The sequence below is a fragment of the Natronorubrum halophilum genome, assembly GCF_003670115.1.
Lineage (GTDB): Archaea > Halobacteriota > Halobacteria > Halobacteriales > Natrialbaceae > Natronorubrum > Natronorubrum halophilum.
Genome location: NZ_QQTY01000002.1, coordinates 351,461 through 369,768, shown reverse-complemented (window position 1 = coordinate 369,768; position 18,308 = coordinate 351,461). Strand labels below are relative to the sequence as shown.

The following is an 18,308-nucleotide window of genomic DNA, read 5'->3' as shown; positions in this document are numbered from 1 at the left end:
TTGGGGAGAAACTCTCCCCGTGGGCATACGTTTTGTAGGATGCCATAGTACTAGCAACCATGGAGATTCGTGAAGCGACTGATGACGATATCGACGCGATCCGTTCGATCGCCCAGCGGTCCCTTAACTCAACGTATACGGACTTTCTCGAGGCGGAAACTATCGACGACGCGATCGAACAGTGGTACGGAGACTCGTTTACCGACGAACTCGCGGCCGACCACTCGCTCGTCCTCGTCATCGAACGGGACGGCGAGGTCGTCGGCTTCTCCCAGAACGATCTGATCGGCCAGCGGTACGACACCGGTCGGATCCTGTGGCTGCACATCGACCCCGACCACCGCGGCGGCGGAACGGGCGTCCGGCTGCTCGTTCGAACCCGCGAAAAGCTACTCGAGGAAGGTGCCGACAACATCCAGTGTCTGGTCCTCGAGGACAACGAAGGCGGCAATGCGTTCTATCGGGGCCACGGCTTCGAACGGGCCGGCCAGCGCGAGGTCGAGATCGGCGACGAGACGTTCACGGAGAACGTCTACGTCGAAGGCGAGATCGGCGACGAAGGCTGGGGAGCCGTCGACGAACTCGAGGTCGACGGGCAGACCGTCTACGTGAGCTTCGGCGAGGCCGCCCGTGGCGCGAAGTCACCGTTCTACGGCGCCTACGAGACCGAGGACCGGGAGGAACTGTACGCGTGGTTTTGTGGCAACTGCGACTCGCTGGACAACACCATGGACACCATGGGACGCATCGAGTGCAACGTCTGTGGCAATCGTCGGAAGGCGACGCGTTGGGACTCGTCGTATCTCTAGCAGGAGGTAGTGGTACGGCTCTCTTACGTAGTGGTACTCGTAAAGCGGTTGGCACGTACAGGTTGCGTATATGCCGTCCGAAATTTTTCGATCTGAATGAGAGTATAGAGGCGATCACGCAGAATGCACAGGAGAACATCACGCAGCCGTCGTCAGCAATAATCATCGCGTCTGATCAGTGAAAGAAGAAAGGACGGTACAAGATTTACAACTTGCCGCGGTGTCTGTCTCTATAGAATAACAAATGATTCTCATCATCGGAGCCGGGGACGTCGGTACAAATATCGCCTCTGACCTCACGGAGACTCACGATGTTACTATCGTCGACCGTGATTCGGGCCGAATCGACGCTCTGACGTCGGAGATCGATGTCTCAGGGATCGTTGGTGATGGGCGTTCAGTACCCGTGCTTCGGGAAGCAGACATCGACCGCGCGGACATCGTTGTTGCGAGCACCGATAGCGACGCGGCCAATATCATGGCCTGCAATGCGGCCAAGCGGTCCGGTGATCCCCACACCATCGCTCGAGTGAAGGATATTGGGTTGTGCCGGACCTGGCAATCACTTGATGGTGGTCTCGGCGTCGATACGATGCTGTGCATTGACGTGCTCGCTGCCGAAGCCGTCACCCAGACCATCGTACTCCCAGGAGCGCGAGCTGTCGATACCTTTGCCGGCGGTCAGGTGGAAGCCGCCGAGTTCGAAATCAGGGAGAATGCACCAGTGGCCGGTCAGACCATCGCGGAGGCGGATCGCTACGCATCAACAACGTTCGCAGCCATCCTCCGGGATGACGACATACTCATTCCCCAGGGCGACACAGTCATTCAATCCGGTGACTGTGTAGTCGTTATCGGAGGTTTATCTGACATCAGTCGGTTCGCGGATGCTGTTGCCCCACAACCAGCTCTGGATTCCGACGACGACATCGTAATCGTCGGAGGGGACGAGTTGGGGTATCAGATTGCCCAGCAATTTGAAGCCCGGGGCTGGGCACCGCAAATCGCGGAACGCGATCCCGAGCAGGTGGACGCCCTCTCAACCCGACTTCAAGGTGCGTCAATCGCTGAAACGGATATCGCGAATATCGAGGGTTTCAACCCCGACTTGCTAACAAACGCTGATTTAGTCGTTGGCGCGGTTGACGACGATACGAACTACCTACTCGCACAGTTGGCACGTGAACGTGACGTCACTAGCACCGCCGCCATCGTTGACGACCCCGAAATCGTCGAAATATTCGAAAGCACCGGCATTGACGTGGTCGTTCACCCGCAGGATATCATCGCCGGCAAAATTCTTCAGGCAGTGTACGGGCCGGGCCCTGAGAACGTCAGCGTTTTCGAGCACGATAGTGCGGAAGTTCTTGAAGTGGTCGTCGATAAAGAGAGCGTTCTCACCGGAAATTCCCTCAGGGATGCCGCCAACCAGTTGCCGGCGGGCTTCGTAATCGGCGCTATTATCCGTGGCGGCCAACTGCAACTCCCACGCGGAAATAAGATCATTCAAACCGGCGATCGGGTAATCGCCTTCGTCGACACCGACGTCGCTTCTGAGATCGCTGAACTAATTTGAAACCGATAATGGAACGGTCCACGGTAGATTGCACAAACAGTCCGTCCAGGTGTGGAACTTTTGAGACGTTGTACCCGCACTTACCGAAATCGAGCGGTTCAATTTCAGCTCCCGTTCCGAATAGTGTAACACGGATCATCAACTAACACTTCGTTCACCGTATCGATCGAACCGACCGTTCGTTTGACGCTTCGGTATCCGTTTCCCGGAGAACGATTCCGGTGACAGCGGTCAGTTCGGCGTCGGTCGAGACGCCGTATCCGCGAGCGATCGCGCTACTACCCGCGACGATACCCGAAGTACGTAGCCCTTACCGACACGGATACGGGTCATTACGCTCCCAGAAGCGCGAATGCGACGGGCGTGTTCCACTCGACCAGCCTGTCGGCCGTCACCCACTATCGACGCCGGGTCCGGTAGTCGAACGGCGTTTGTCTCCGCATTACAATTGGGAGATCCCTCCACCGAACGACTGCGACGGTCCCTCAACTTCCGATCGGGCGGTCGAAGCCACCACGTAGTGTCAGATACATTCGAATGAACAGACAGGAACACATCGTCAGCGGACTCAAAGTAACGCTCGTCGCTCGAGCAATCTACATGCTCTCGAGCGCGCTGTTAATGTTCCTACTGGCGCGCTATCTCCTCGATCCCGACGGCTACGGAACGCTGTACTGGGTGATCGGGATTTTAGCGATGGTCCAGTTGGTCGCCGATCTCGGGATCGGCAAGTCCGCGGCCAGATATATTTCGGAGTACAACGAGAAGGATCCCGGACAGATCCCCCACCTGATCAAGTCGACGGTCACGTTCAAGATCGTGATCATCACGCTAGTCGTGTACCTCCTCCTCCTGTTTCACGAACGGATCGCCGTTGCGCTGGGGGAGCCGGCGGCCGCGCCGTTTCTCGCGGCGGGCGTGATCTACATCACCGTCTTCTCGTTCAGCGGCTTCGCACAGATCACGTTTCAGGGGTTCAATCGCTTGGGCTACAGCGCGATGGTGCAGGCGATAAGCGGATTCAGTCGGCTCGTCTTCGCCGTCGGATTCATCCTTCTGGGGCTGGGTGCACTCGGTGCCTTTTTCGGCTACATCGTCGGCTACGCGCTGTCGGCGGCGATCGGGTTGACGCTGCTGTACTACAAGTTCTACGCACGATACGACCCCGCCGACACCTACGAGGACGGCCTCTCGCGTCGACTCCTCGAGTACAGCGTTCCGCTGACGGCGACGCGCAGTGCGAACGTCGTGGACAAGCAGATCGACACCGTTCTCGTCGGCGTGTTCCTGACCCCGACCGCGGTCGCGTTCTACACGCTGGGAAAGCAGATCACGGACTTCGTGCTCGCACCCGCGGAATCGCTCGGCTTTACCATCTCGCCGAACTTCGGCGAACAGAAGGCCTCGGGACAGCTCGATCAGGCTCGCCGGATCTACGAAACGTCGCTGACGCACACGATGTTGCTGTACATTCCGGCGGCCGTCGGTCTCGCGATCGTTGCGGACCCGTTTATCAGGATGGTGTTCGGCGCCGACTACGCGGGCGCGATTCCGGTTCTTCAGGTCCTCGCCGCCTTCATCGTCCTCCAGGCGATCACGAATCTGACCAGCGACAGTTTGGACTACCTCGGCCGCGCCCGCCACCGCGCGGTTGCGAAAGGCGGGACCGCTGCGGCCAATTTCGGATTGAACATCCTCCTGATCCCGTCGATGGGCGTCGTCGGCGCGGCGCTCGCGACGGTCGCGACGCACTCGGTGTACGTCGCCGTGAACCTCTACATCGTCCATCTGGAGCTCTCCCTTCGGCTTCGACGGCTCGCCCGGACGATCGGCCTGATCTGTGGCATCACCGGGATCATGGCGATCGCCGTGTTGCTCGTGACGCCGATGGTCTCGAGTCTGGCGATGCTTCTGGGGGCGATCGCGCTCGGGACGCTCACCTGGGCGGTCCTCGCCGTCGCGAGCGGGCTGGTCGATCCGCGAGCGGTTCGGTCGGCGATCACGTAACTCATCGATCCCGAATCCTGTCAGTAATCCATTGAATACGATGACAGCATACTTTTCCCCCATGTCGCCATCTATCCGGATATGGCTGTTGCCGATCCTGTCACCGTCGGGGTATTGAGCCTCCACACGAGCAAAGAAACGAAGGCGATCTTAAATGCCGTCGAAGCCCTCGGTCACGACACCGAGTGGCTCCGGTCCGAAAACACGTCGATCAGCGTCACCGACGGCAGCGTCGTCCTCGAGCCGGAAGTTGACATCATCGCGAATCGGATGCTGCTGTCGAACACCGAACAGCCGGCCGAGGAACTCGGACTCGCGAACACGTTCGCACAGCTGATGCCGATGCTCAACGAACCGTCGGCGGTGCTGACGGCGATCCACAAGCTGTCGACGGCGGCGACGCTCGCGACGAACGACGTTCGGACCCCCGACGTCACGCTCGCACTCAGCAGCGATCAACTCAACGCCGCACGCAGTCGGTACGGCGAGGAAGCCGTCTACAAGACGGCGATCGGTACCCACGGCGGCGGCACGTGGAAAGTCGGTGCCGACGACCCGATCAACGCGAAGGTCGGCAACCGGTACGCCTTCCTGCAGGAACTCATCGACCGCGACGACGACCGTCACTTCGACGCCCGCGTCTACGTCGTCGACGGCGAGATCATCAGCGCGATGTATCGCTACGCGCCCGACAACGACTGGCGGACCAACGTCGCCCTCGGCGGCTCCGTGGAGGATGCGACCGACGACCTCCCTGAGGAAGCTCGAGATATGGCTCGCCGGGCGGCCGACGCCACCACGCTCGACTACGCCGGCGTCGACCTCGTCGAGGGAGACGAGGGCTGGTTCGTTCTCGAGGTCAATCCGACGGCAGGCTTCAAAGGGCTGTACGAGGCGACCCAGATCAGTCCGGCACCCTACATCGCCAAACTCGCGATCGAGAGCGCCGGCGGCGAGGTCGACGACGGCCGCGTACGGGAGCTTTCGAAAGTACTCGACGACTCACAGCCGATAGCCCAGCCGGTCCAGACGGGCCAGTCGGAGACGGAACCGGCCGTGATCGGGTACACCGAGGAGGTCGTCCTCTCCGGCACCAGCGGGTCGAAATCGGTCCTCGCGAAGTCCGACACCGGTGCGACGCGGACGAGCATCGATACCGGACTCGCAGCCGACATCGGTGCCGGGCCGATCAAATCCATCACGCGAATCAGGTCCGGGAGCAGCAAGACCGCAAAGAGTCGCCCCGTGGTGGACGTCGTCGTCGGCGTCGGCGGCAATCAACACACCGTCACCGCGAGCGTCGAAGATCGTAACCACATGGATTACCCCGTCTTGCTCGGTCGGGACATCCTCGAGAACTACCGCGTCGACGTCGGTCGACGAACCGATCAGGACGCCCGCGATACGCCCGAAGAAGAAGAGTAACCGCCGACGCTCGACCCGTCCGACTCGAGCGTCGGGCACGACGGACCGTCGGCTGTATCCGGACGTGGAACTCGCCGAGACCGCTCGACGAATCCGGTCGGTTGATACGAGCAACCGACAGCGTCCGTCTCGAGACGATATTCGACGTACGCGATGTGCAATTTTGTGTTACGGTATCGGAAATCCTATCGAACGGAAGCGGAAATCAGCGTTGCGTTCGAGAGACGGATCGTTCCGTGTTCCCGCTGGCAGACTGTACCAACGTTCCGTGACCGACGATACGTCAAACCACGACCGTGACGACCTCGAGGAATCGACCGCGAGCGTCGAAGACGACCGCGATCCGCTGGCGGGGAACTCCCGAAGCGCCGGTCCGTAGGGTTCGCTGCTGATGGACGATCGCCATTCCTTCGAGACGATGACCCAGTCGACCGTATCGACCCCCGTAGCTCGCGACGGGGCGCAGCGGATGTGCTGCAGACACAGTGTGCATCCATCACTGAAAAAAGTTTGGGCGTGCAGAAGATTGCTTGGGTTGCGGAGAAGACATCATTATCGGATTAGCAAATCTTAATATGCGAAAGTAGTAATTGGATATTGATGGCTAAGTCAAACCGAGACTGGTGGCCGAATCAGTTGAACGTGGACATCCTCGATCAGAACGTCCCCACGTCTGATCCGATGGATGAAGACTTCGACTACGCCGAGGCGTTCGAAACACTCGACCTCGACGAGGTGAAGGCGGACATCGAGGACGTCATGACGACGTCGCAAGACTGGTGGCCGGCCGACTACGGCCACTACGGGCCGCTTTTCATTCGGATGGCGTGGCACAGCGCCGGCACGTACCGGACCACCGACGGCCGCGGTGGCGCGGCCGGCGGTAGACAGCGCTTTGCGCCGCTCAACAGTTGGCCCGACAACGCGAACCTCGACAAGGCGCGCCGGCTGCTCTGGCCTGTCAAGCAGAAGTACGGCCGCAAACTCTCGTGGGCCGATCTGCTGGTTCTAACCGGAAACGTCGCCCTGGAATCGATGGGATTCGAGACGTACGGCTTCGCCGGCGGACGCGAGGACGAATACCAGCCCGACGATGCCGTCGACTGGGGGCCCGAAGACGAGTGGGAAGCGTCCGAACGCTTCAACGAGGAGGACGAACTCGAGGGGACGCTCGCCGCCACCGTGATGGGCCTCATCTACGTGAATCCGGAGGGACCCAATAGTGAGCCGGATCCGGAGCACTCGGCGGAACGGATTCGAGAGTCGTTCGGCCTGATGGCGATGAACGACGAGGAGACGGCCGCGCTCATCGCCGGCGGACACACGTTCGGGAAGGTCCACGGCGCCGACGACCCCGACGAGCACGTCGGTCCCGAGCCCGAGGCCGCTCCGATCGACCAGCAGGGCCTCGGCTGGGAGAGCGAGCACGGCTCCGGCAAAGGGGCCGACACGATCACCAGCGGGATAGAGGGACCGTGGAACGCCACGCCGACCCAGTGGGACATGGGCTACCTCGACAACCTGCTCGACTACGAGTGGGAGCCCGAGAAGGGTCCCGGCGGTGCGTGGCAGTGGACCACGACGGACGACGCGCTCGATGGCACTGCACCGGGGGCCGAGGATCCGTCAGAGAAAGAAGACGTGATGATGTTGACGACGGACGTCGCGCTCAAGCGGGATCCCGACTACCGGGAGATCATCGAGCGCTTCCAGGAGAATCCCGAGGAGTTCCAGGAGGCGTTCGCGAAGGCCTGGTACAAGCTGATCCACCGTGACATGGGCCCGCCGGAGCGGTTCCTCGGTCCGGAAGTTCCGGACGAGGAGATGCTGTGGCAAGACCCCATCCCCGACGCCGACTACGACCTGATCGGAGACGACGAGATCGACGAGCTCAAAGCGGAGATACTCGCGTCTGACCTGTCGATCTCCCAGCTCGTCAAGACCGCCTGGGCGTCGGCGTCGACGTACCGCGACAGCGACAAACGCGGCGGAGCCAACGGGGCTCGAATCCGCCTCGAACCGCAAAAGAGCTGGGAAGTCAACGAGCCCGAGGAGCTCGAGACGGTGCTTTCGACCTACGAGGCGATTCAGGAGGAGTTCAACGGCTCGCGATCCGACGACGTGCGAGTCTCGCTGGCCGACCTGATCGTGCTGGGCGGCAACGCAGCCGTCGAGCGGGCCGCGGCGGACGCGGGCTACGACGTGGAGGTTCCGTTCGAGCCGGGCCGTACCGACGCCTCGCCGGAACAGACCGACGTCGAGTCCTTCGAGGCGCTCAAACCCGAAGCCGACGGATTCCGCAACTATCTCTCCGACGAGGCCGACCGTTCGCAGGAGGAGCTGCTGGTCGACAAGGCCGACCTCCTGGATCTGACGGCACCCGAGATGACGGTGCTGGTCGGCGGCATGCGCGCGCTGAACGCGACCTACCAGGATTCCGAACTCGGCGTCTTCACCGACCGGCCGGAGACGTTGACGAACGACTTCTTCGTGAACCTGCTCGACATGGACTACGAGTGGGAAGCGTCCGGCGACTCCCAGGACATCATGGGGTGGGAGGCGTCCTCGGAATCCGAAGACGGCGAGGTGTTCGACCTGCGCGACCGCGAGACGGGCGGCGTCGAGTGGACGGGGACCCGCGCGGATCTCATCTTCGGTTCGAACTCCCGGCTTCGAGCCATCGCGGACGTTTACGCGTCCGACGACGCCGAGGAGAAATTCGTGCGCGACTTCGTCGATGCGTGGGACAAAGTGATGACGCTCGATCGCTTCGACCTCGAGTAACGACTCGAGCCGTCGACACCGGCCGGTTTTGCGCTTTCGGACGGTCGCCCGACGTCGTACTCGTCCCGTGAACAGCCGTCACTACTCGTCGGTGTGAGTATTCTCGTCGCCGCCGTGTTGGATGATCAGTTCGTCGTCGGTGATCTCGTTGATCTCCGAGGCCTCGACGGGATAGTCGTCGTCGCCGTGGCCGCCCCAGTTCAGTCGCGCTTTGAGCCGATCCGTCAGCCCCGGTTCGGGATCGATGTAGGCGGTCTGCCCCTCGACTTCCGCGACGATACCGATCTGCTCGCCCGTCTCGTCGACGACCGGCTTTCCCTGATCGTCGTCCGAGAGTTCGACCGGACCGGTGTCGACGGCCGGCGTCTCGGTTCCGGCTTCGCCCTCGGTGCCGGAGCCGGTCTCGGCCTCACCCGTCGCCGCGACTCCGGCACCCGAACCGGTATCAGCGCCGGTAGTACCGGTCTCTGCCGTCGCGTCCATCGCGTCGTACTCCTCGACGTCGATAATCTCGCCCTCGATGACGTCGCTCCCGACGACGTCCGACTCGAGCAGTTCGGTGTCCTCGAGCGCAAAGCGCATCCGCGCTCGTTCGTCGATCTGTTCCTCGACGGTGCGGCGCTCGAGAAGCTCGCTCCGGACGGTGTCGCCCTCGCCGCGCTTGCTCTGAATGACTTCCCGATCGACGACCTCCTCGGGCGTGACGTCCGCGGTTACGACGTCGCTCTCGAGGATCGAGCGCTGGACGCTCTCGAGTTCGATGTTCGTCTGCACCTCGTCGCGTTCGACCTCGTCGTGTTGTTCGACGTCGACGTCGACCACCCGGCTCTCGACGGTGTAGCGTTCGACCTCGTCGATCGTGTCGAGACGCGTTTCGTCGGTGATCACTTCGATGACGTTGCCGCTGACGAACTCGGTGTCGATGAGTTCCCGGTTCAGCAGTTCCGAATCGACGACCTGTCGCTCGACGAGTTCGGTGTCGACGACCTCGCTTTCGATCGTATCGCGTTCGATGACTTCGGTCTGGACGACCTGCGTCTCGACGATCTCGGTCGTCACCGTCTCGCCCTCTCGGAGCTGGTCTTCGAGTTCATTGCGGCCGAGCGACGCGCGATCGAACGCCGCCTCCCGTTCGACGATCTCGAAGTGACCCAGTCCCGCTCCGGTGGGTTCCTCGTCGTGGTAAATGAAAACCAGATTCTCGTTCTCGAACGTCTCCGTGAACTCGTCCCAGGTGTACTCCTCGTGGTCCGACTCGAGTTGGTCCTGCCGGGCGAAGGAGTGACCGTGCCCTTCGCCGCCGCGAATCGAGACGGGAACGGCGTCGCGGGCTTCCGCCCACTCTCGAATCCGTTCCGGGTCGGAGGTCATTCGTCGCTGGTCGGATCCGTCGTCGTCGGGTGTCTCGTTTGCCATCTCGTTTCCGACAGCGATCGGACGGTACTTGAGTCGGCGTGGCCGTCTCGCAAGTCAGTATCTCGTTTCTCGAGCGCCCGCTTTCGGCCCGCATACTCGGGGGCGTAATCACCGTTTGATCGCTCGAGCGTTCACGCTCCCAGTGTTCGAAGCGGTGACAGTAACTGATTACCACTGTCGCCACGATGCGCCCCGATTCGATCGCCACCGTTTCAGTCCGTTCACCGCCGAGAAACGCGCGTTTGTTCGTCCGGCCGCTCGCTGACGAGGAGTCGTCTTTCCCGCGTTCGTTACGCCGATTCGTACTCGGCCCAGATGTACCGCGTCGCAACGCTTCGATACGGCCGCCACGCCTCGGCGATCTCGCGCATCTCCGCCCGCGTCAGCTCCTCGCTGCCGTTCCCGTACAGCTGTTCGATGCCGCGGCGAACGGCGAGGTCGCCGAGGGGAAGGACGTCCGGTCGCTCGAGGACGAACAGGAGGTACATCCGCGCCGTCCACTCCCCGATACCCTTGATCTCGGTGAGCAGATCGATGACCTCGTCGGCGGAGTGGTCGGCCAGGCCCTCCCTCGTATAGTCGCGTTCTTGAAACGCACGCGCCGCGTTTCGAACGTACTCGACCTTGCTCCGCGAGAGCCCGGCCGAGCGGAGCGCCTCGTCTTCGGCCTCGAGGACGGCTTCCGGGGTGACCTCGCCGCGGAACAGTTCGAAGACGCGCTCTCGGACTGCGGCCGCGCTCGCCGTCGACAACTGCTGGTTGATGATGGAGATACAGAGTCGTTCGAACTCGTTCCAGTTCGGCTCGTCGTATGGGTCGTGTCTCTCGACGAGGGCCGCCATCACGGGGTCCTGCCGGAGCACTGATTCGGCCTCTTCGAGCATCCTCTCGAGACGAACCGATGGTGGCAGGGGTAAAAGGCATCTCGGTAGTGATCAGCGTTCACACACCGAACGGTGGATTGCGCGCATCACTCGAGGTGGTGATAGTCGAGTTCGTGACCCGCCTCGAGGGCCTCTCGAACTGCTGACGACGGGTCGGCAATGCCACGGCGTCGGATCGTGACCCCGCGTTCGTCGGCCGAAAGTACGAGAGTGACCTGCCAGTCCGAGTCCGTTTCCGGGTAGTCGCTCCGGTAGTGAGCGCCGCGAGATTCGGTCCGCTCGAGTGCGGTCCGGAGCATCGTCTCGGCGACGGTGAGGCTAAACGAGAGGTCGACGGCGTACTCGAACGACCGGGACGTTCGGTCCCCGTCGACCCGAAGATCGGCGGTTCGCGATCGGATCTCGGCGACACCGGCCAGTCCCTCGCGGAGCGATTCCTCGTCGCGAAGGATGCCGGCGGTGGTCCACAGCAGGTCGCCGAGTTCCGCGAGGAGCTCCGCGGGGCGAACGGTGCCGTCCGCCGCGGCGAGATCGTCGAGGGCCCGGAGTTCCCGTTCGGCGAGCGCTTGCTGCGTACCGGTGACGGTGGGGACGCGATCCTGGCTGGTAACCGCGTTAGCGACGTGAGCACCGACGAGCGTCCCGATAGCGACGGTCTCGGCCAAGGAGTTCCCGCCGAGACGGTTCGCGCCGTGGACGCCGGCCACCGTTTCGCCGACGGCGTACAGCCCGTCGACGCCGGTCTCACCGGTTCGGAAATCGATATCGACCCCGCCCATCGTGTAGTGTGCGGTCGGCGCGACTTCCATCGGCTCCGCCGTGATGTCGACGCCGAGATCGCCGAAGCGCTCGACCATCGTCGGCAACCGTTCGCGGATGTACTCGGGATCGCGATGGGAGATATCGAGGTAGACGCCGCCGCGTTCGGTCCCGCGACCCTCGCGAACCTCCTGAGCGATCGCACGCGCGACCACGTCTCTCGCGTCGAGTTCCATCTGATCGGGCGAGTACCGTTCCATGAACCGATCACCGAGGGAGACGCCACGCTCTTCCGAGCCTTCGCCCGCGGAGACGTCCGCGTTGAACAGCCGGCCACCCTCGCCGCGAACCGCCTCGGTCACGAGTCGGCCGTCCCACTCTTCGCCGTACCGGTCGCCGACCATTCCCGTCGGGTGGAACTGGACGAACTCGAGGTCGACCAATCGAGCGCCCGCCTCGAGGGCCAGCGCCTGGCCGTCGCCGTTGTTCTCGTCGGCACGCGAGGAGTGGCGGTGGTACAGCGCCGAGAACCCGCCCGCCGCGAGGACGACGTGGTTCGTCCGGAACAGCAGTCCGCGGCCGGTCTCCATGTCGAAGCCGACAGCGCCGTCGACTCGATCCCCGTCCGAGAGCAACCGGGTGACCATCACGTTGTCGCGGTAGGGAATATCGAGTTCCCGCGCGCGACCGATCAGCGTCTCGAGCATGGCCTCTCCGGTTCGATCGCCGACGAAACAGGTTCGGCGGGAGGACTGGGCCCCGAAGTATCGCTGGTTGATCGTGCCGTCCTCGGTTCGATCGAAGGGCGTCCCCCAGTCGGCGAGTTCGCGGATTCGATCGGGCATGTGCTTCGCGGTCAGTTCGACGGCCTCGGGATCGTTCAGGAGGTGTCCCTCGGCCAGCGTGTCCGCCGCGTGTCTCGTCCAGTCGTCCTCGTCGAGCGAGCCGAGTGCGGCGTTGATCCCCCCGGCAGCCCACGTCGTGTGGGCGTCGCCGTGATCTCGTTTTCCGATGACGAGCGGCTCGAGGCCCGATTCGGCGAGTTCGATGGCGACGCGCGCCCCGGCGGCACCCGCACCGACGACGAGGACCGGCGTCCTGACGGTGTCGTACTCGACCTCGTAGTCGCCGCCTCCCTCGTCTTCGCCCTGGATACGGATTCGCCCGTCGACGCCGGCGTCGCCAGTCATCGGTACATCGCGGTCGATAGGCGGTGTTTTTGTCATCAATTTAATGTATGGGCCGACCGGATATAGCTCTCGCTCCAAACCGTACGCTTCGCTATCACGAGCCGACCGCGCGTGATAATCACGGAAGTTAACACGCTACGGCAGCGATCACCAGCACGGATGCAACCGATCGTCCACCTCGCCGTCGGCTACCTCTGTTATGCGGGGTACACGCGGTGGCGACGGGGTCGGCGACCGGCCGACGGTCCCGCGCTCGTCGCCGTTTTCGCGGCGGGGCTCGCTGATTTCATCGATAAGCCGCTCTACGCGGCCGGAATCGCGTCGGTCGGTCGTACCATCGCCCACTCGCTGCTGGTTACCATCCCCCTGGTGCTCCTCGTCTGGTGCGTCGCAACCCGATACGACCGTCGCTCCCTCGGTATCGCCTTCGCCATCGGCTCCCTCTCCCACATCGCGACGGACGTCCCGTGGCACGTGCTCTCGGGCGAGTTCGACGAACTCCGATTTCTCCTCTGGCCGATTACGGACATGCCCGCGTACACGGGCGTCAAACCGCTCGGTAACGTCGGGGGACTCGAGATCACGACGCTGTGGCTCGAGGCGGTCGTTCTCGCCGCCGGACTCGCGCTGTGGTGGACCGACGGTCGACCGGGGATCGCCGCGATCCGTCGGATTTTCAAAACGTAATCGCGCTCCGGAACGAGCGGCGAGTTGGGAAACTACCATAACCTCCGCCTCCGTTTTTCCGGTATGAGTTCCGAGGACAGACAGACCGTCGAAGACGTCATGTCAACGCCGCTGGAAACGATTTCGAAGGACGCGACGGTAATGGAAGCCACACAGCAGATGCGGAAACACGATATCAACGCGTTAGTCGTTCCGACCGCATCGCGGTCGATCATCAGCAGTACGGACGTTCTCGACGCCGTCGCCGACGGGAAGGACGTCACGGAGTTGCTGGTCTCCGACGTGATGACGACCGACGTCGAAACTGCGGCACCGGACCTGTACATGGAGGAGGTCGCCGCGATGATGACGACGTACGGCATCAAGCACCTCCCGGTCGTCGAAGACGACTACGTCGGGATGATCTCATCGACGGATGTCACCGCTCACCTCTCGTAGGCGACCCCCGCGTCGTGATCGTATTCGGCTCGCGCAGCGATTCCGCCTCTCGGCGGGAGTCGAACGGTCGCCGACCGCTTCTCGATAGCATCCCGGTCCGAGCGTTCCGCCGCCGTCTGCCTCGATAGCCCGTGAACCGATCCAAAATCGCCGCAGTTCGACCTCGAGCGGTCAGTGCCGACCGTTATCCCCGACCTCGAGGCCGTCGGGCGTCTCGGGTTCGACGTTCGCCAGCCGCATCGCGTTGCCAGTCACGCCGAGACTCATCCCCATATCGCCGACGATGACCGCGTGAATCACCGTGACGATACCGAACGGTGCGCCGGCCGCGAGGACGGCCTTGACCCCCAGGCTCGCCCAGATGTTCTGGCGGATCACGCCGTTTGCCTTCCCCGAGAGCTCATAGAGGTAGGGCAGGCGGGTGAGGTCGTCGCCCATCAGGGCCACGTCGGCCGTCTCGAGGGCCGTATCCGTCCCCGCCGCGCCCATCGCGATACCGACGCTCGCGGTCGCGAGCGCGGGCGCGTCGTTGATGCCGTCGCCGACCATGGCGACGTGGCCGCCGTCATCGTCGTCGCGGTCACCCGCACCCGCCTCCCGTTCGAGCCGTCGAATCCACTCGAGTTTCTCGTCGGGCAGGAGTTCGGCGTGGTAGTCGTCGATGCCGACCGCCTCGGCGATCGCTCGAGCGGTACCCTCGTTGTCGCCCGTCAACATCACGACGCGGACGCCCTGATCTTGCAGCCGTGAGACGGCCCACTTCGCTTCCGGACGGACCCGGTCCGCGACGGCGATCACGCCGATCGGTCGGTCCTCGGTCCCGACGATCACGACCGTTTTACCCTCGGCCTCGAGGTCGGGGACGATGTCTTCGAGCACGTCAAGACACCCCTCCCGCTCGCACTGCGAGGGGGAGTCGTATCCCATCTCACGGGTCGTTTCGCTCCCCGTCCGCTCGAGAGTCGTTCCCCCGTCGGTCGTTCGATGGACGTGCTCGAGATCCGCGAGTCCGTCGAAGAGGTCCGGCTTTCCGACGTAGTGGGTGTCACCGTCGACCTCGGCGCGGACGCCCTTTCCGGTCAGGGCTTCGAACGTCGAAACCGCGGGCTCATCGTCGTCGTCCGCGACGATCCCCTGCGATTCGGCGTAGCCGACGATCGACCGCGCGATCGGGTGCTCGCTCCGGCGCTCCGCGGCGCTCGCCCGCCGGAGGACGTCCGACTCGTCGGCCCCCTCGAGCGGGATGACGTCCGTCACGGAGAGGTCGCCTTCCGTCAGCGTCCCCGTCTTGTCGACGGCGAGAACGTCGCTCTCGCCCATGGCCTCGAGGTGACGGCCGCCCTTGATCAGAACGCCGTTGCGCGCGGCGCTGGTGATTCCCGAAACGACGCTGACGGGCGTCGAAATGACGAACGCGCAGGGACAGGCGATGACCAACAGCGTCAGCCCGCGGAGGAACCAGGTGTTCCAGGACGCGTCGATCAGCAGCGGCGGCCCCACGGCGACGGCGATCGCCAGCGCGACCACGATCGGCGTGTAGACGCTCGCGAATCGATCGACGAACTGCTCGCGCTCGGTCTTCTCCCGTTCGGCGTCCTCGACCATCCGGACGATCCGGGCGATGGTCGAATCGTCGGCCGCGCTCTCGACGTCGATCTCGAGGTAGCCCGATTCGGGGATCGTCCCCGCGTAGACCTCGTCGCCCGCGGTCTTGTCCGCGGGCACGCTCTCGCCCGTGATCGGCGACTGGTCGACCGCGCTCTCGCCCTCGAGGACGACCCCGTCGGCGGGAATCTTCTCACCCGGACGGACGATAACGACGTCGCCGACCTCGAGATCGTCCGCGGGAACCGTCTCCTCCGTGCCGTCTTCCCGACGGACCGTTGCGGTTTCGGGCGACAGTTGCATCAGCTCCCGCAGCGAGTCCCGAGCGCGGTCCATCGAGAACCGCTCGAGCAATTCGGCGACCGAGAACAGAACGGCGAGCATCGCCCCCTCGAAGGGGTGGTGGGCGGCGATGCTCGCGACGATCCCGGCGCTCATCAGGAAGTCGATGTCGAGACTCCGATTGCGCACGGAGTAGTAGCCGTTGCGCAGGACGGGAGCCCCGGCGACCGCTGCGGCCAGGATGAACAGGAGGTGGGAAAGCTCGTAGGGGCGACCCGCGAGCGTGACGAGCGTCGGGTCGGCCGCGGAGAAGACGAACTCGAGGGCCATCCCGACGGTCATCAGCGCGGCACCGATCGCCGTTCCGACGGCGCGGCGGCTCTTCCAGATCGGCTGCTCGTCGCCCGGAGGTTCGCTCCCGTCGCTCATCGGCGTTGCGTCGTAGCCGGCTCCACCGATCGCGGCGGTGATCGTCTCGACATCGGTCCCGTCGGCTACTGCGACGGTCACGCGGCCCGACGTCGGTCGGGCCTCGATCTCGCGAACGCCCTCGACGCCCTCGAGCGCGTTTTCGACCTTGGACGCACAGGAGGCACAGTCCATCTCGGGGACCGAAACCGTGAGTTCGGACGCCGAGGATTCGACCGCGTAACCGGCCGCGCGCACGCGGTCACGGATTTCGGCCTCGGACGTCCGCGCCGGATCGTACTCGACGACGAGCCGGCCGCTCGTCACCCGCGGATCGATGCCGTCGATGCCCTCGAGTCGGTCGACGCTGTTCTCGACCTTCCCGGCACAGGACGGGCAGTCCATCTCGGGAACTCGCAACTCGAGAGTTCGACTCGAGTCCGGCGCTTCGGTTGGAGACGACTCGCTCATTATCCTCACATAATAGCCGGAATCCTATACGGGTTATTTGGCGTGCGCCAACTCGCTCACTGTCGCGGTCCGATTCGACCCTCGTCGATCAGCGCTCGGCTGCCAACTGCTCGACGGATTCCTCGTCCGCGAACGCCGTCGCGAGGCTCGCCTCGGCGCGTCGAAGCCGGTAGGAAAGGGTCGACCGCGGGACGCCCAGCGCCTCGGCGAGTTCGGAGAGTTCGATCTGGCGCGGCGTCTCGTAGTAGCCGTGTTCGACGGCCGCCCGCAGCGCCTCCCGCTGTTCGCTCGGAAGGGGCTCATCGCTGCCGGGGTCGATACCATTGCGTTCGGGATCAAGTTCCGTCAGCCGCAGCATCTCCATGCCCGTACACTCGCCGACCTCCCCGCCCAGCGCGTCGAAGAAATCGTGAATCGGCGCGTCGCTCCCGAGGACGATCCGCCAGCGATAGCGCCGGCCCTCGCGGTACGTCTCGAACAGGAGCCCCTCCCCGAGGTACTCGAGCGCGACGTGGGGAACCGACGTGCAGACGTCCGTTCGGTCCCAGTAGGTGTAGACGACTAGCGTGTCGTTCGACCGATCGAGAACCTGGACCTCGCAATCGGCGCCACAGTCGTCTTTCACGAGACAGTCCGCGAAGAAGTCCGCGTTCTTGTAGGCGTCCTCGAGCGCCTCGAGGGCCTCCGACGAGCCCTCGGCGTGGTCGACCCGCCACAGGCTGTCCGCGGTGACGTGACACGACAGCGAGCGGATCGAGGCGTCGGGGTACTCCGCGAGGACGTCGGCGACCGGATTGGTTCCCGGTTCGTACTCCATGGCGAAGACGAATTCTCTCATTGTTCCTAGAGAGGGGCTCACGCGCCAAAGGGGTTTCTCGATGGGGACCGTACGTGCAAGTGATGGTGCTGGTCCACCACACAGTGACGCCGTGGTTCCGGGGATTGTGGTCGTTTTACCGGAACTACACGAACACCGCGGTTCACACGGCCGCAGCGGCAGCCCTGACAATCTTCGGCATTCTCGTGTTCGTCGACCCGCTCTTTGCCATCCTCGCGATCGTGTCGTATCTCTTCCCGCCCGTCGTGTTGTACGTCCTCTCGGACGAATCGGAACCGAACGACGAACTCGAGGACGACGCGAGCGCGGTGCCCAGTTATCACGACGAGCCCGCGACGCCGGCGGCGAATACCGGCCGGTCGAGCGCCCGCGCTCGCTCGAGGGTGCGTACGGTCGGTGATGGCAGTAACGGAGATACCGACACGGACTCCGATAGTGATGGCACGGACACGGATTCCGACTCCGATAGCGACGACGGTGATACCGACTCCGATAGCGATGGCGGGGACACGGACACCGATTCAGACAGCGATGATGGCGACTCCGACAGCGACTCGTGAGGGGAAACCGAAATCGTTCGTTCGCGTCGATCAGTCGCCTTTGTCGAGGAGGACGCTCGTCGCGCTGTCGCAGGTGATCGTGATCGGGTGAGGACAACGGACGAACGGGTCGGGAACAACGGCCGAGAGCGCACTCCGACCGGACGAGCGAAGAGCTGGCGGAGCGACG

Annotated in this window: 13 protein-coding genes; 8 read left to right on the top strand and 5 right to left on the bottom strand. The window is 63.6% G+C overall.

Annotation, left to right across the window (positions count from 1 at the left end):
* The first annotated feature begins 59 nt into the window (after positions 1 to 59).
* The 5 genes from DWB23_RS07885 to katG all read left to right on the top strand — a co-directional run bounded on the left by DWB23_RS07885 (position 60) and on the right by katG (position 8,601).
* Positions 60 to 809, top strand: a complete 750-nt coding sequence (locus tag DWB23_RS07885; RefSeq protein WP_121742277.1) for a GNAT family N-acetyltransferase — start codon at positions 60 to 62, stop codon at positions 807 to 809.
* Positions 810 to 1,053: 244 nt separating this feature from the next.
* On the top strand, positions 1,054 to 2,385 hold the full coding sequence (trkA, locus tag DWB23_RS07880) for a Trk system potassium transporter TrkA (RefSeq protein ID WP_121742276.1): 1,332 nt from the start codon (positions 1,054 to 1,056) through the stop codon (positions 2,383 to 2,385).
* Positions 2,386 to 2,922: 537 nt separating this feature from the next.
* Positions 2,923 to 4,392 (top strand): flippase, encoded by a 1,470-nt coding sequence (locus DWB23_RS07875; RefSeq protein ID WP_121742275.1) that lies wholly within the window; start codon positions 2,923 to 2,925, stop codon positions 4,390 to 4,392.
* Positions 4,393 to 4,473: 81 nt separating this feature from the next.
* Positions 4,474 to 5,817, top strand: a complete 1,344-nt coding sequence (locus tag DWB23_RS07870; RefSeq protein ID WP_121742274.1) for a putative ATP-dependent zinc protease — start codon at positions 4,474 to 4,476, stop codon at positions 5,815 to 5,817.
* 600 nt (positions 5,818 to 6,417) lie between these two features.
* Entirely contained in the window at positions 6,418 to 8,601 is a 2,184-nt protein-coding gene (gene katG, locus DWB23_RS07865) for a catalase/peroxidase HPI (protein WP_121742273.1), read from the top strand.
* An 81-nt stretch (positions 8,602 to 8,682) separates the two neighbouring features.
* Here katG and DWB23_RS07860 read toward each other — a convergent pair whose 3' ends face one another.
* The 3 genes from DWB23_RS07860 to DWB23_RS07850 form a co-directional block, all read right to left on the bottom strand.
* Complete coding sequence (locus tag DWB23_RS07860; RefSeq protein WP_121742272.1) at positions 8,683 to 10,017, bottom strand: hypothetical protein; 1,335 nt, start codon at positions 10,015 to 10,017, stop codon at positions 8,683 to 8,685.
* A 290-nt stretch (positions 10,018 to 10,307) separates the two neighbouring features.
* Positions 10,308 to 10,901: a DNA-3-methyladenine glycosylase family protein gene (locus DWB23_RS07855; protein ID WP_121742271.1), complete on the bottom strand. Its 594-nt coding sequence runs from the start codon at positions 10,899 to 10,901 to the stop codon at positions 10,308 to 10,310.
* A gap of 86 nt (positions 10,902 to 10,987) precedes the next feature.
* The gene (locus tag DWB23_RS07850) at positions 10,988 to 12,886 is read right to left on the bottom strand and encodes an L-aspartate oxidase (protein ID WP_121742270.1); all 1,899 of its coding nucleotides are present in this window, start codon (positions 12,884 to 12,886) and stop codon (positions 10,988 to 10,990) included.
* 123 nt (positions 12,887 to 13,009) lie between these two features.
* Between DWB23_RS07850 and DWB23_RS07845 the strand changes: the two genes are divergently transcribed.
* Both DWB23_RS07845 and DWB23_RS07840 read left to right on the top strand, forming a co-directional pair.
* On the top strand, positions 13,010 to 13,537 hold the full coding sequence (locus DWB23_RS07845; protein ID WP_121742269.1) for a metal-dependent hydrolase: 528 nt from the start codon (positions 13,010 to 13,012) through the stop codon (positions 13,535 to 13,537).
* Between the two features lie 63 nt (positions 13,538 to 13,600).
* Positions 13,601 to 13,975 carry a CBS domain-containing protein gene (locus tag DWB23_RS07840; protein WP_238709378.1) on the top strand — a complete coding sequence of 125 codons (375 nt, stop codon included), beginning with the start codon at positions 13,601 to 13,603 and terminating at the stop codon, positions 13,973 to 13,975.
* 171 nt (positions 13,976 to 14,146) lie between these two features.
* On the opposite strand, the gene DWB23_RS07835 is transcribed toward DWB23_RS07840, so the two are convergent.
* Together DWB23_RS07835 and DWB23_RS07830 are read right to left on the bottom strand one after the other, a co-directional pair.
* Complete coding sequence (locus DWB23_RS07835) at positions 14,147 to 16,741, bottom strand: heavy metal translocating P-type ATPase (protein ID WP_121742268.1); 2,595 nt, start codon at positions 16,739 to 16,741, stop codon at positions 14,147 to 14,149.
* An 88-nt stretch (positions 16,742 to 16,829) separates the two neighbouring features.
* Positions 16,830 to 17,579 (bottom strand): helix-turn-helix domain-containing protein, encoded by a 750-nt coding sequence (locus DWB23_RS07830; protein WP_121742267.1) that lies wholly within the window; start codon positions 17,577 to 17,579, stop codon positions 16,830 to 16,832.
* Positions 17,580 to 17,641: 62 nt separating this feature from the next.
* Here DWB23_RS07830 and DWB23_RS07825 point away from each other — a divergent pair, with 62 nt between their 5' ends.
* Positions 17,642 to 18,139, top strand: a complete 498-nt coding sequence (locus DWB23_RS07825; protein ID WP_121742266.1) for a hypothetical protein — start codon at positions 17,642 to 17,644, stop codon at positions 18,137 to 18,139.
* Positions 18,140 to 18,308 lie beyond the last annotated feature (169 nt).

Bases quoted from the DNA above. Each gene is read 5' to 3' on its own strand.
- DWB23_RS07825 (WP_121742266.1), top strand. From the start codon at position 17,642: ATGGTGCTGGTCCACCACACAGTGACGCCGTGGTTCCGGGGATTGTGG.
- DWB23_RS07875 (WP_121742275.1), top strand. From the start codon at position 2,923: ATGAACAGACAGGAACACATCGTCAGCGGACTCAAAGTAACGCTCGTC.
- katG (WP_121742273.1), top strand. From the start codon at position 6,418: ATGGCTAAGTCAAACCGAGACTGGTGGCCGAATCAGTTGAACGTGGAC.
- DWB23_RS07870 (WP_121742274.1), top strand. From the start codon at position 4,474: ATGGCTGTTGCCGATCCTGTCACCGTCGGGGTATTGAGCCTCCACACG.
- DWB23_RS07840 (WP_238709378.1), top strand. From the start codon at position 13,601: ATGAGTTCCGAGGACAGACAGACCGTCGAAGACGTCATGTCAACGCCG.
- DWB23_RS07850 (WP_121742270.1), bottom strand. From the start codon at position 12,886: ATGACAAAAACACCGCCTATCGACCGCGATGTACCGATGACTGGCGAC.
- DWB23_RS07830 (WP_121742267.1), bottom strand. From the start codon at position 17,579: ATGAGAGAATTCGTCTTCGCCATGGAGTACGAACCGGGAACCAATCCG.
- DWB23_RS07835 (WP_121742268.1), bottom strand. From the start codon at position 16,741: ATGAGCGAGTCGTCTCCAACCGAAGCGCCGGACTCGAGTCGAACTCTC.
- DWB23_RS07855 (WP_121742271.1), bottom strand. From the start codon at position 10,901: ATGCTCGAAGAGGCCGAATCAGTGCTCCGGCAGGACCCCGTGATGGCG.
- trkA (WP_121742276.1), top strand. From the start codon at position 1,054: ATGATTCTCATCATCGGAGCCGGGGACGTCGGTACAAATATCGCCTCT.
- DWB23_RS07845 (WP_121742269.1), top strand. From the start codon at position 13,010: ATGCAACCGATCGTCCACCTCGCCGTCGGCTACCTCTGTTATGCGGGG.
- DWB23_RS07860 (WP_121742272.1), bottom strand. From the start codon at position 10,017: ATGGCAAACGAGACACCCGACGACGACGGATCCGACCAGCGACGAATG.
- DWB23_RS07885 (WP_121742277.1), top strand. From the start codon at position 60: ATGGAGATTCGTGAAGCGACTGATGACGATATCGACGCGATCCGTTCG.